9 protein-coding genes are annotated in these 13,980 nt (G+C 49.8%); 8 read left to right on the forward strand and 1 reads right to left on the reverse strand.

Going from position 1 to position 13,980, the window contains the following annotated elements; all coding sequences use genetic code 11:
• The first annotated feature begins 23 nt into the window (after positions 1-23).
• Together VF260_06530 and VF260_06535 are read left to right on the forward strand one after the other, a co-directional pair.
• On the forward strand, positions 24-863 hold the full coding sequence (locus tag VF260_06530) for a carbohydrate ABC transporter permease (protein ID HEX7056836.1): 840 nt from the start codon (positions 24-26) through the stop codon (positions 861-863).
• 27 nt (positions 864-890) lie between these two features.
• Positions 891-1,925 (forward strand): glycoside hydrolase family 88 protein, encoded by a 1,035-nt coding sequence (locus VF260_06535; protein HEX7056837.1) that lies wholly within the window; start codon positions 891-893, stop codon positions 1,923-1,925.
• A 479-nt stretch (positions 1,926-2,404) separates the two neighbouring features.
• On the opposite strand, the gene VF260_06540 is transcribed toward VF260_06535, so the two are convergent.
• Positions 2,405-2,986 (reverse strand): Uma2 family endonuclease, encoded by a 582-nt coding sequence (locus VF260_06540; GenBank protein ID HEX7056838.1) that lies wholly within the window; start codon positions 2,984-2,986, stop codon positions 2,405-2,407.
• Between the two features lie 473 nt (positions 2,987-3,459).
• Here VF260_06540 and VF260_06545 point away from each other — a divergent pair, with 473 nt between their 5' ends.
• From VF260_06545 to VF260_06570, 6 genes are all read left to right on the forward strand, one after another.
• Entirely contained in the window at positions 3,460-4,302 is an 843-nt protein-coding gene (locus VF260_06545) for a biotin/lipoate A/B protein ligase family protein (GenBank protein ID HEX7056839.1), read from the forward strand.
• Between the two features lie 346 nt (positions 4,303-4,648).
• Positions 4,649-8,368: an LAGLIDADG family homing endonuclease gene (locus tag VF260_06550; GenBank protein HEX7056840.1), complete on the forward strand. Its 3,720-nt coding sequence runs from the start codon at positions 4,649-4,651 to the stop codon at positions 8,366-8,368.
• Between the two features lie 523 nt (positions 8,369-8,891).
• Positions 8,892-9,485, forward strand: coding sequence for a carboxymuconolactone decarboxylase family protein (locus tag VF260_06555; protein HEX7056841.1), 594 nt, complete (start codon positions 8,892-8,894; stop codon positions 9,483-9,485).
• Complete coding sequence (locus VF260_06560; protein ID HEX7056842.1) at positions 9,470-9,760, forward strand: hypothetical protein; 291 nt, start codon at positions 9,470-9,472, stop codon at positions 9,758-9,760. Before VF260_06555 ends, VF260_06560 begins: the two co-directional genes overlap by 16 nt.
• A 489-nt stretch (positions 9,761-10,249) precedes the next feature.
• Complete coding sequence (locus tag VF260_06565) at positions 10,250-12,550, forward strand: AraC family transcriptional regulator (GenBank protein HEX7056843.1); 2,301 nt, start codon at positions 10,250-10,252, stop codon at positions 12,548-12,550.
• Positions 12,551-12,735: 185 nt separating this feature from the next.
• Positions 12,736-13,980, forward strand: a 1,245-nt coding sequence (locus VF260_06570) for an extracellular solute-binding protein (GenBank protein ID HEX7056844.1), incomplete at its 3' end; no start/stop codon positions are given.

Consider the following 13,980-nt stretch of genomic DNA (forward strand, 5'->3'; position numbering starts at 1 on the left):
GAAGCCCAGGGAGGGAACGGATGATGGGAGCCAAGTCGTTAAAATGGTCGTTATACCATGTGTTTGTCGCCGGGTTTGCCGTGCTCATGCTGTACCCTGTCATTTGGCTGGTCTTGAGTTCCTTTAAACCGAGCAACCTGATTTTTGTGACGGCGAATTCGCTCATCCCTGATCCGTGGATTTGGGATAATTTCGTGCAGGGATGGCAGGGAATCGGTCACCAAACATTCGCCGTTTTCATCAAGAACTCGCTCATCATCGTGGTGTTTTCCACATTTGGCACTGTCTTGTCTTCGTCGTTGGTCGCGTTCGGCTTCGCCAGACTGCAATTTGTCGGGAAATCGTTCTGGTTTACGCTAATGATGCTGACCTTGATGCTGCCGTATGAAGTGGTCATGATTCCGCAGTACGTGCTGTTTTCCAAGCTGCATTGGTTAAACTCGTTCAAACCGCTTATCGTACCGAGTTATTTTGGCGGCGCCTTCTTTATTTTTCTGATGGTTCAGTTTATCCGCACGCTGCCGCTCGAGTTGGACGAAGCGGCGACCATTGACGGGTGCGGCAAATTCAAATTGTATTACCGCATCATTTTGCCCTTGATCACGCCGGCTTTGGCGACCTCCGCGATCTTTTCCATTTATTGGGGATGGGAAAATCTGCTGGGTCCGGTGCTGTATTTGAACAGCCCGAGCAAGTACCCGGTGTCGATGGCGCTCAAAATGTTTCTGGATAACGAAACGGCGTCCAATTGGGGAGCCATGTTTGCCATGTCCGTCGTGACGCTCGTTCCTGTCATTGCCATCTTCTTCGGTTTCCAAAGGTACATTGTCGAAGGTATCAGCACAAGCGGGCTGAAGGGTTAATGCCGCTAAGAAAGGAGAAAATGCCATATGCCGCCGCTGCAATTTGATGAAGAAGAAATTCGCCGGATGATCGATTTGCTCGTTGAGCGCACTTTTCGCATGGATTTCAACTGGGATTGGCCCGCCGGGGTGGCGTTTTACGGTGTGGCGGAAGCGTTCGAAACGACGGGCACGGCGAAATATATGGAAATGCTTAAGGAGTGGGTTGACGAAAAACTGGAGGACGGCTTGCCGAAGCTGTCGGTCAACGGCGTGTCCGTCGGGCATGCGCTGCTTTCGCTCGCCAAGGCGACCCAGGACGAGCGGTATCTGGAGATCGCCGCGCAAATGGCGGAATTTTTGCTGCATGATGCGGAACGGTTCGCCGACGGCATTTTTCAGCATACGGTCAATTCGCTTACCACCACGTTTCCCGAACAGGCCTGGGTGGATACCATGATGATGGCCGGATATTTTTTGTTGCGGATGGGGCAACACTTGCATCGCGACGATCTTTTTGCGGACGGGCTCAGGCAGTATCACGGGCATGAACAATTTTTGCAGGATCCCGTGACGAACTTGTATTATCACGGATGGGACAATCGCGCGCAAAATCATATGTCCGGGGTGTTTTGGGCGCGCGGCAACGCCTGGGCGGCGCTTACGATGGCGAAGGCGCTGGCCATTGTACCGGTGCAGAACCCGTCCTATATGGTGATCGACGGTTCACTGCGCGATCAGCTAAGTGCATTGGTTCGCCTGCAGGCGGACGATGGGCTGTGGCATACCGTGCTAACGGACAACACTTCATATACGGAAACCTCGGGCTCGGCGGGCATCGCCGCCGCGTTGCTGTCCCGCGGTAATTTGTACAACAAATATGTGCAGAAGGCGCTATCCGGCATCCTCTCCCGCATCGCGCCCGACGGCACGGTGACGGGAGTGTCGGCCGGAACGGCGGTCATGAACGATGCGCAAGGATACAAGGATGTCCCGCACAAGCGCATACAAGGTTGGGGTCAAGGATTGGCGCTTGTGTTTCTGTCCGATCTTTTGCGTGCGAAAAATCGCTTCTTTGACTAAGCGTGCATGCGAAAAATCGCGCTTCGATTATGTGCCGCAGCGCGGTGCGCAAGGGCGCGTTCCTGGCCCGGCCATAGCGATACTCACATCTGTTAGCCCCCATGCCGCTGAAGCGGCATAAAAGCGCTGCAGAGTGTTAGCGCGCAGCTGTATCGTTAATCGCATCGTTAGCCGCATCGTTAGCCTCCCATGCCGCCGATGCAGCACCCTCAGTTGATGAAAAGAGGGAATCGGCTGCTCTAACGGGCGTATTTGCCGCTATTTTGGGCAAACGCGTCCTTTTGTTTTTTTAACGGCCGCAGTCGCCGCTATTTACCGAAACCTGGCTATAAAATCATGGGAAATGGACAAACAGGCGCTGTGGCGTCCGCTAGCATTTTATAATGGAAAAAAACTGCGGAATAGCGCAAATGGCGCCCGTTACAGTTGGCGGGTCAGGTGGAATCATCCGTCGGGAATTTCAACCTTGTGATAAGGGTTCAATTTTGCTGCGGAAATACTTTGGACAGATCGATCGAGATGCAACTGAACAAGGGAGAGGTCAGAAGGTCTGCGGCGCCATATGTTTCATAAAGCACGAATTTGCCGTTCGCAAGCATGAACTGATCGACCGTGCGGTGCGTTGGATCGGCAATCCAGAATTCCTTGACGCCGAACCGTTCGTATTGTCGTTTTTTACGGATTTTATCATTCTGGCCGGTGCTGGGGGATAAAATTTCCAGAACGAGATCAGGTGCGCCTTCAATACGCTTTTCTTTAATGATTTCGCCGTTTTCATGAAGGATGTAAACCAAGTCAGGCTGGAATTGATTGTCTTCATCCAGATAAACATCGATCGGGGAATACAGGATGGTTCCGGCAGAGTGGCAGGTTTGGTAGAGTGAAATGTAAAAAGCGCCGGAAACTTTCTGATGAGTGACCGTAGGCGCGGGCTGCAGTTCATAGCGAACACCTTCGATGATTTCGTAGCGTTCATATTCCATGCCAAGAAATTCGGGTTCGGGCTCGGAACAGGACGCCGTTTGTTCTTTCATCTCATCTGGCTTGTCTTTGCGGGTCAAGGTTCATCACCTCCACAAATACTATTTTCAGCGTAGCACAAACGTTCGTATAAAGCAATTCGAGTGAATTTTTCTGGTTACAAAAGCTTCGCTTTAATTTAGTTTCCATGCACTTGCCCAGCGCTAACGGACGCAGCAGAGGCTATTTGCTGAAAAAAGGCCGGGCAAAAATTTTAACGGACGCCACAGCGGCTATTCGCCCTATTTTTGCCTGAATACCGCACAAAGTGCCAGAATAAGCGCGCCTGCGTCCGTTAAACTCAAAAACCGGGCGTAAAACCCAAAATAGCCTCTGTTACGTCCGTTTAGATCTGAAAGCCCACTACCATAACTGATAGTTCTGAAAGCACCCTACCATGACCGTTTAAGGCCGCATGTCAGCAAGCTTTTCCGGACGGCTTTTTTCGCACCGTGGAAAAGGTTATACTGAAAGTGTACAGCAGTTGAAAGAAGGTTGGAGGGTACCGGCGGCGATGAACACATGGCGTTTTATTGCATCAGGGGCTTGTTCCCCGGCAGAAAATATGGCGATCGACGAAGCGATCCTGATTGCCCACAGTGAAGGTAAAGTGCCGCCGACCGTGCGGTTTTATTTGTGGAATCCGCCGACACTGTCAATCGGTTACTTCCAAAAGGCGGAGCATGAGGTGGAAATGTCCCGTCTCGCCGCAAAGGGCATCGGCTTTGTGCGGCGGCCGACAGGCGGCAGGGCGGTGCTGCACGATCAGGAGTTGACATACAGCATGATCGTGTCGGAAAGCTACCCCGGTATGCCGGGCAGCGTGACGGAGGCGTACCGGGTGCTGAGCATGGGACTTTTGTACGGTTTTCGCCATTTGGGACTAAAGGCGGAGATGGTCAATTTGTCGTCGGATGAGGAAAAAATGAAGTATGCGTCAGGCGGGTCGGCCGCCTGCTTCGATTCGCCTTCCTGGTATGAATTGGTCGTGGAAGGCCGGAAAGTGGCGGGAAGCGCGCAGGTGCGCCAGCGCGGCGTGATTTTGCAGCACGGTTCGATTTTGCTCGAGTTGGACAGCGATTTGTTGTTTTCCTTGCTGAAATTTCCGAACGAACGGCTGCGGGAGAGGTTGAAACAGCAGTTTGTGAAAAAAGCGGTGGCGATCAACGATTGTTTGCGGGCGGACGGCCGCGCTCCCGTCGGGTTGGCGGAGACGCAGCAGGCGTTTCGCAAGGGAATTGCCGAAGGCCTCGGCGTAACGCTTATGGACGAAGAACTTACGCGCTATGAGCGGCAGTTGGCTGAGCAGTTGGCGGCCGAAAAATACAATAGCCCCGATTGGAATTTTCGCAGGTGATGCATAGTCCGAAAGTCAGTGCTGGCAACAGAATTTCGTCGTTTCATGTCGAATTAATTTTCAAATTTCATTTTAAAAAACAGCGGAAAAACGAGAAAACAAAAGATAATTGCGCGGCATTTCGGCCAGAACATCGAAAATGGGTAAATATTCACTAGATACACAACATCTAGTATTGTATAATGGGTACCGAAACAATATATTGTGCGCCCAAAAATACTTAACGAAAGTCTGTATACATAGTTCCGAATGTTGCAGGTTGTGGGCGTTTTTTTTGTCGGAAAAAGCAGACGGCATGCGGATTTTGCGGAAAGTTAAAAATCTTCGCTTGGGAGGTAGTAGCATTTTGAAAACGGCGCAGACAAAGATGTTGACAGGACTTAGCGAGAAGATTTTTCTCGACCGTTATGCAATGAAGGATGCTGACACAAACCATACAAAAGTCGGGGATGTCGTTTTGGTGCTGACCAAAGACGATCCGAAGTTTCCCGCCAAAGAAGTCGGCGAAGTCATCCAACGCGATGGCCGAAACGTCAAGGTGAAGCTGCGCAGCGGAGAAGTGGTTGATTCAAGCATAGAAAAGCTGACGCTGACGCTGGAAAAAACGCCGGATCAGTTGTGGGACCGCTTGGCAAATGCGATGGCGTCTGTCGAGAAAACACAAGAAAAACGCAAAGAGTGGACGGAAAAATTTCGTTATATTTTGGACGACTGGAAGCTTGTGCCGGGCGGAAGAATCGCCGCCGGAGCGGATGCAAGCAAAGAGTTGACGTTGTTCAATTGCTACGTGATTCCAAGCCCGCATGACAGCAGAGGCGGAATCATGCGGACACTTTCCGAAATGACGGAGATCATGTCTCGCGGAGGCGGCGTCGGCATCAATCTGTCGTCTTTGCGGCCAAGACGCTCGTTGGTTCGCGGCGTGAACGGTTCATCAAGCGGTGCGGTTTCCTGGGGCGGCCTTTTCAGCTACACCACGGGCTTAATCGAGCAAGGCGGCAGCCGCCGCGGCGCACTGATGCTGATGATGAACGACTGGCATCCGGATGTGGTTGATTTTATTACGGTCAAGTCGTCAATGGGGCAAATCACAAACGCCAATTTGTCCGTATGCGTCAGCAACAGCTTCATGAAAGCCGTTAAAGATGACGCGGATTGGAATCTTGTCTTCCCGGACACAGGCGATCCCGAATATGACGAGCTTTGGGACGGCAATCTGGACAAATGGCGCAGCCGCGGCAAGAAGGTTCATGTGTACAAGACGGTAAAGGCGCGCGACGTTTGGCATACGATTATCGAGTCCGCCTGGAGGTCCGCGGAACCCGGCGTTGTGTTCATGGAATATTACAATCAAATGTCGAACAGCTGGTACTTCAACCCGATTATTTGCACGAATCCGTGTTTCCATCCCGATACCCGCATTTCGACGGAATTCGGGCTGATTCGTATCGCGGATCTGCATCGGAAAGTAGGGCAGGAGCGGTTTTTGACCGCCACGGATGATCGGTTGGTAACTCATCTCCAGGTTGTTAACGGCCGTTCTTACGCGGTGCCGGGGACGAGCATGCGCATGGCCGCCGTGTTTCCCACCGGAATCAAGCCGACGCTTACTATCAGGTTGAAAAACGGTATGGAGCTGAAAGTAACTCCGGAGCACAGAATTTATACGGAACAAGGCTGGAAAGAAGCGAAGGATCTCACAACAGAGGACGTCGTTTATATCCAGTCCGGTTCGGGGCGATTCGCTGAAGCGGATGAGTTGGGCGAGCATTGGGGAAGATTTCTCGGCTGGCTGATCGGCGACGGCTGGTTATCCAGGCGCGGCGATATCGGCATGGTGTTCGGACGGGACGATGCCGAAGCGATTTCCGCAATGATCGAAGCGGGCAAACGCATTTCCGGCGTTGCAGCCAAAGTGTTTGAGAGGGAAAACGGCACATTTCAGGTCAACTGGTGGCGGAAAGAACTGTGCGAACGTCTGCAGCAACTTGGCGTCAAAGCGGTAAGGGAACTGGAAAAGGAAGTTCCCGAGGCGATTTTCACCTCTTCTCGGGAAACCGTCGTCAGCTTCCTGCAAGCTTTGTTCAGCGCCGACGGTACGGTCGATGAGAATGATGAAATGCATCGCAGCGTAAGACTGACTTCGTCTTCTAGGAAGCTGCTGCAAGATGTACAATTGCTGCTGCTCAATTTTGGCATTCACGGCTCGATTTATGTTCGTCCCAAACGGCATCAGGCGCCATTTACCTATAAAACAGCGAGCGGCGAAGAAAAGATTTATGAGTCTAAACCATTTTATGAATTGATTCTGACCGGCAACAACATTGTGGAATTCAAGGAACAAATCGGCTTCCAACTGGTAGCGAGAAAACAGGAAGCTTTGGAAAGAATAGCTCGTCCGTCGCGCAAACACGAAAAATTTTGTTCGAAAGTAGAAAGCGTTGAGGAAGGTGAAACGACACTTGTTTATGATGTGACCGAGCCGGTTACCCATTCCTTGATCGCAAACGGTATTGTCGTTCATAACTGCGGCGAGCAGGGATTGCCGGCATGGGGCGTATGCAACCTTTCGGCAATCAATCTGTCCAAATTTTACGATGCGGAAAAACATGATGTCGCTTGGGACGAGCTGGCCAAAGTGACGCGGTATTCGGTGCGTTTTCTGGACAACGTTATCGACAAAACGCCGTATCATTTTCCGGAAAACGAAGCAAACCAGAAGAAAGAGCGCCGCATCGGCCTTGGCACAATGGGATTGGCGGAGCTGTTGATCCGCTTGAAAATCCGCTACGGCAGCCCGGAATCGCTCGTATTCCTTGACAAGTTGTATGGATTTATCGCCCGCGAAGCTTACCTTGCCTCCGCGGAGATTGCCGGAGAGAAAGGCTCGTTCGGCGCTTTCGAAGCCAGCCAATACTTGCGCAGCGGATTCATGAAACATATAACCAGCGTATTTCCGGAAGTGGGCGCCGCCATCCAGAAGCAAGGCATGCGCAATGTAACGGTGATCACGCAAGCGCCGACCGGAAGCACAGGCACGATGGTCGACACCTCGACAGGCATTGAGCCGTACTTTGCGTTTGAATTTTTCCGGCAAAGCCGCCTGGGCTTTGACAAGCAATATGTGCCGATCGCCAAGGAATGGCAGGATGAACATCCCGGCGAGCCGTTGCCGGATTATTTCGTCACATCGGTCGATTTGTCGGCGGAAGACCATATTCGCGTGCAAGCGGCGATTCAAAAGTGGGTGGACAGTTCGATTTCCAAAACCGCCAATTGTCCTGCGGACTTTACCGTTGACGAAACGAAAAAACTGTACGAGCTGGCGTTCGATCTGGGTTGCAAAGGCGTTACGATATACCGCGACGGCAGCCGCGATCAGCAAGTGTTGCACCATAACAAAGAGAAAAACGACGAAAAAGCCGCAACGGTGGAAACAACGGCGGCTGAAAGCGGGCAACAGGGCGAAACCGGATTGGAAAAGCTGGCGCAGACGCTTGCCGTTAACCTGGATAAAAAGCAGGAGGCCGTGTTTGACAAGGAATACCGGAAACGCCCGCAAATTTTGCAAGGCGCGACCTATAAAATTAACACCCCGTTCGGCATGGCCTATATTACCATTAACGATATGGACAACCAGCCGCGGGAAGTGTTCTTGAACGTAGGCAAGGCGGGCTCCGATGTATTCGCGATGTCCGAAGCGCTCGGCCGTGTCATCTCCCTGTTTTTGCGTTACGGCGATCACGGCAATAAAGTGGCGCTCTTGATCAAGCACCTGAAAGGAATCGGCGGCAGCGGCGCTATCGGCTTCGGCGCTAACCGTGTTGAGTCCATCGCCGACGCGGTGGCGAAGGCTTTGGAGCTGCATGTGGAAAAGAATAGCGGCGCTTTAGCGCAATCTTCCCACGCGCACCATTCGGCGGCAACGCAAGAAACGAAAGCGGCCTACACGCCTAATGGCGCGGTGACGTCCACCGACTTATGCCCGGGCTGCGGCTCCGCCGCGCTCGTCAACGTCGAAGGCTGCAAAACCTGCACCAATTGCGGCTACAGCAAGTGCGGATGAACTTGGAATAGAATATTGAAGCGGTGTATGTGTGTGATTTTTCATCAAAATACAGTTGGCTTAGGGACATTCCCAAAGCCAACTGTATATTTTTCGCAGGATTTACTTTGTCGAAATTCTTTGCGATATAACCAAAAGGGTGCTTTTCCCTTTGGGCTGGTTGCTCTCGCCAAACACCATTCTACCAAAGGTTCAAGGTCCTTTTCACGTTTTCAATGCGTGTTACTTTCGAAATTTGGGATTGGATGAAAAAAATTGTACAAATACATGTTTATACGTCAAAAGAAATCGTGTTAAGGACGCTCTTTTAGGATTTCATCATAGGATGGTGCCACGTTATCGGCATGAAGTGGCAAATCGATAAATACAATAAGCTCAGACTGCCTCAATGGTTTCGCATCGCAACGGGTTGGACGCGGAAGTGTATCAAGAGCTTCGACATTCTTTTCGAAGAAAGGATGGCTAAATCATTGCGTGCACTGCTTGAAATTCTTAGTATCGCCAAATCGAGGGAGGAAGAAATATGGCTCGGATAAAAGGTGTCTCAGCCAGCCAAGCAGGGTTTTACATTAAATTGGTTTATTTCTTTGCCGGCCGCGCTCTCCGGCAATTGGCCGGGCGGGGAACCGATAGGATGCTTGAGCCTATCCGGATGTACGCACACGTACCGGGGTTATTGAAAGGATATGCCAAGCTTGAACAATCGACGGCAAAAGCACATCGGCTTCCCAAGCGGCTGCATGCTCTTGCGGAATTAAAGGCTGCTACACTCACCCAATGTGAATACTGCATTGACCTGGGCTCGCAAATCTCAAGGCAACTGGGACTGAGCGACGATGAACTTCTGGCCCTGCCGAATTACCGGGAGAGTTCGCTTTTCTCCGAGCTTGACAAACTGGTGCTCGATTATGCCGTCGCCATGAGCCGAACGCCCGTCGGGGTGACGGATGACCTTGTCGCAAAGCTTCGTGAACATCTTGATGAAGGTCAACTTGTCGAACTGACACATTTTATCGCGATCGAGAACATGCGCGGCCGGTTTAATTTGGCGCTTGGCATTGGCTCGGCCGGCTTCAGTGAAGGAATGGTCTGTGCTGTACCATGCACACCGGACTGAAAAACGGGCCAGCTCACGATTCATTCGTATTGCGGGAAGCCGGCTTCGAGCAAATCGGCAGCTACACTTTCGCTTATGAACATTGTTGGACCGTTGCATCCATTCTCGGCTATTTGTATTCCACATCCTTCTGTTCGAAAAATGTGCTGGGCGGCGGCGTATCCGACTTCGAGCAAGAGCTTGGTGAGGTTTTGCTCGCGCACGATCCGAACGGAGTTTTCCCTGAAACGATGCAATTCGGGTATACGCTCGGCCGAAAGCCTGCCAAGGAGTAATAAAAATAGATCTAGGGAGAGAAACCCGGCGTTCCCTCCCTTTTCTTTTCCCGTTAAACCTCTTGCCCGGCCGGCGCTAAATCGGGTGGACCGCCTCTCCGCACAACGCTAACACGAATGGGGCCGCCTCCCTGCGCGTTGCTAAAACGGGGCTCCCTCCCCGCCCAACGCTAACGGACGCAGCAGAGGCTATTTGCCGAAAAAAGGCTGGGCAAAAATTTTAACGGTCGCCACCGCGGCTATTCGCCATATTTTTCCTGAATACCGCACAAAGCGCTAAAATAAGCGCACATACGTCCGTTAAACTGGAAAACAGGGCAAAAAACCCAAAATAGCCTCTGTTACGTCCGTTAGATCGGAAAGCTCACTACTATGACCGTTAATGGCCGCAAGCCGGCCCACCGTTTTAGAAAGTTTGGAATGTGAGCAGGTGATTATGTTAGTTATGAAAAATATAATATATAATCGAAAAAAAAAGGTGGGCTTAATGTGCGAAATAGAAGTCTGTTAACCAAACTTGTTATTTTCGGATGCATATTAAGCATTTTTCCGGTTATTGTTATAGGTACCTTCTCTTATATTCAATCTTCCAAACAGGTGCAGAAAGAAATCAACAAAGACAAGCTTGATTATGTCAAGCAGTTGAATTCCAATGTCGAGCAAATTTTCGTTACCGTTAATCATACGCTTACAAATCTCGCGGAATCTACCGTTATGAAAGAAGCCTTAAACAGCAATTTGGACGCGGGCGATTTTCAACTGTACAACAATTTGCGCAAAGAAATCGGGTTTCTGCAATCATTCGACACGAAAGTGGAAGATGTAATCATCTTGAACCGGAAAATGAACTGGCTCGTCAAAAATTCCGGCGTGTACCGGTTAAATTCACATAAAGATGAAAACATGTATGAATCTTATTTTTCCATGGAAAACAATTCCGCGTGGAAATTGCTGCGCAATGCCGATTTTAGCGACTCCATCTCGTCGTCCGATTGCCCTTACACCATCAGCCTTGTCCGCAAACTTCCGTCCAGGGAATCCACCAAATTCGGCCTGGCATTTGCCAACATTCCCGCTTGCAGTATTGCCGACATGATAGATTCCGCGCACGATTCAAGCGAGGTGATGATCCTTGACCCCGATTTTCACATCGTCGCGGGGCAAGATCGCGCAATGTTGGGAAAAACACTTTGGGACGCCGGATTTCCCGATAACCCGGACTTGTTTGCCGGGCATTCGGGGCAGTTCATGACAAACCAAAACAACCGGCCCTACTCCATCACTTACATGCGGTCGCCGTTAAACGGCTGGATTTATTTATCGTCCACGTCGATTTCGCAATTGACAAGGCAGTCCAAACGCATCGGCTGGTTCACATTTTATGTCTGCATGGCGATCATCCTGTTATCCGTACTGTTTGTTTGGTTCGCTACCAAAAAATTATATTCTCCGATCCGCAATGTGGTGAAATTCATTGAAGAGCTTGCTTCGGTGAACAATAAAAGCAAAAAAAATGAAATGCAGATCATCGAGGAGCAATTGCGGGAATTGTTTTCTTCAAATTCGAAATTGGAAAGCGAGCTGAGCGAACATAAACGCCAGGTATTATACCTGTTTTTAAACCGTCTGTTCACGGGCAGTTTGCCCAAAAAAGAAATCGATGCCAATCTGGAATACTTTCATTTGCGGCAAAAAGTTGAGACATGGGAATATATGTCCATCCTTACGTTGCAGGTCGATACGCTGGAAAATACACGCTATGAAATCAGGGATATCGAGCTGCTTCATTTTGCGGTGACCAATATTGTGGAGCACACGATCCCGTCCCGACATGCTCTCAATCCGATCTGGCTCGACCAGACTTTGGTGGTTCTGATTGGTTCCAACCATGAAAATGTAAACGAGATGGATCATTTTGTCTACAATATGACGGAAGCGCTGCAAAAAAACATCGGTGATTATTTGAAAGTGTGCGTCAGTATCGGAATCAGCCGTTCTTTTCAGAAAATCATGGATGCCCCGCGGGCTTTTCTGGAGGGGATTGAAGCTTTAAAACAGCGCATCAAATTGGGAAAAGGCGTTATCATCCCGTACGGAATTCATAATCGGTCGCAGCAAACGCTCAGTTATCAATATCCGCAGCATTTGGAAAACGATTTTTTGGACAGCGTCAAAATTGCCGATCAGGCAGAAACACTGCGCATTTTGCGCATGTGGATGGACGCGGTGTTTGATCAGGCGCAAACTCCGCATGACTGCCAAATTTCCTTGATGCAACTTTTGAATCATCTGTTGGTTTTGAAGCAGGAAGCGGGCATCAGCTTTGAACAGATCGGCGTGCAGCATAGTTCCCTGTATGAGGAACTGCTTTCCCTCAACACGCGGGAGGATGTCGAAGAATGGTTTATAAAGCGGCTTGTTCTGCCGCTTGTGAAGGTTTTTGCGGATCGCCGCGATTCGCAGTATCACAATTTATCCGAGCAAATCATCGATATTATCCAAAATAATTACGATACAAATATCACACTGGAAGATTGCGCCGCCAAACTGCACTATAATGCGAACTATTTAAGCAGCGTATTTAAAAAGGAAACGAACGCCACATTCAGCGAATATTTGGTCAATTACCGGTTCAATATGTCGAAAAAGTGGCTGTTGGAAACCAATATGACTGTAAAGGAAATTGCGGAAAGATTGCAATACCATAACGCCCAAAACTTTATCCGTTCTTTCCGCAAAAAGGAAGGCGTAACTCCGGGACAATTTCGCGAACAGCATCGCAACCGTTAGTTCTGATAGCCCGTTCCGTAAACAGGATAATCATAAAATCAGTTTTTTGTCCGATTTTGCGGCAAACATATTTGGAAAGCGCTTTATTGGCGGATTCATGAGTTCAGGATTATATGCGTAACGACCGACTTGCGTTTATGATAACGGTGGTTCAATCATTTTCCAAAAAAATGGAGGTCGAACAAATGAAGCTCGGAAAAAAGCTGTTTGTCATCATGTGCATACTCGCGTTGACCATCAGTTTGCTTGCAGCATGCAGCAAAAATAATGAAAAGGAGGCGACGAGTTCTCCGACCGATACCGGCGGCGCGACCACGCAATCCAGCGCCAAGCCGGAGGAGCCGTATAAAATTACCATTATGGCGCCAATGAAAGAAACCGATATTCCATCGGAAAAGGTTTTAAAAATCGTCGAAGAAAAGACGGGCTATGATTTGGAATATCAATGGGTTCCGGACGGCAACTATGAAGAGAAACTGAACACGTCGCTTGCTACCGGTTCATTCCCGCAAGTTGTCTACATGAAAAACCAGGATACGTTCATACAATTTAAAGAGGCGATTCGCAACGGCCAGTTTTGGGAGATCGGCCCTTATCTGAAAGATTTTCCGAATTTAAGCAAGCTGCATCAGGAAATTCTGGACAATACAAAAGTAGATGGCAAGCTCTACACTTTGTATATGGGCAGAGACTTGGCAAGACAAGGCGCGATTTACCGGAAAGACTGGATGGATAAGCTCGGTATGAAACCGCCGACCAATACGGATGAGTTGTTCGATTTGCTGAAAGCGTTCACGGAAGACGACCCTGACGGCAATAACAAAAACGACACGTTCGGTTTGACGGATCGCAACGATCTTGTTTACGGCGCATTTAAAACCGTCGCTTCCTGGTTCCATACGCCGAATAACTGGGGTGAGAAGGACGGGCAACTGCTGCCGGAATTCATGTTCCCGGAATATGTGCAAACGATGGATTGGTTCAAAAAAGTTCGCGACGCCGGTTATATGAATAAAGAGTTTCCGGTAACGAGCAAAACGGACCAGCGCAATTTGTTCTATAACGGCAAAGCCGGCGTTTATATCGGCGCCATGACCGACGCGAAGACCCTGCAAAATGAAACGCAGAAAAACTTCCCGAATGCGGTAGTCGATGTGTTCAGCCACGTGAACGGCCCGGACGGCAAATACACGACATGGTCCATTCCGGGATACGGCAACGTGCTGATGTTCCCGAAAGCGTCCGTGAAAACGGAGGACGACCTGAAGAAGATCCTTGGCTACTTTGACAAGACGATGACGCCGGAAATCGCCAATCTGTTGTATTGGGGCATCGAAGGAGAGCATTATACGCTTAATGACGGCATGGCCCAGGAAATCAGCGGGGCTACCGATTTGATCAATAAAGATGTTAGAGAATACCGCAATTCC

The organism is Bacilli bacterium (genome assembly GCA_036381315.1).
Classification (GTDB): Bacteria; Bacillota; Bacilli; order Paenibacillales; family KCTC-25726; genus DASVDB01.

What these genes read in the sequence shown, in the direction of transcription:
- VF260_06530 (HEX7056836.1), top strand. Translation starts at nt 24, where the DNA reads ATGGGAGCCAAGTCGTTAAAATGGTCGTTATACCATGTGTTTGTCGCC.
- VF260_06535 (HEX7056837.1), top strand. Translation starts at nt 891, where the DNA reads ATGCCGCCGCTGCAATTTGATGAAGAAGAAATTCGCCGGATGATCGAT.
- VF260_06545 (HEX7056839.1), top strand. Translation starts at nt 3,460, where the DNA reads ATGAACACATGGCGTTTTATTGCATCAGGGGCTTGTTCCCCGGCAGAA.
- VF260_06555 (HEX7056841.1), top strand. Translation starts at nt 8,892, where the DNA reads ATGGCTCGGATAAAAGGTGTCTCAGCCAGCCAAGCAGGGTTTTACATT.
- VF260_06560 (HEX7056842.1), top strand. Translation starts at nt 9,470, where the DNA reads ATGCACACCGGACTGAAAAACGGGCCAGCTCACGATTCATTCGTATTG.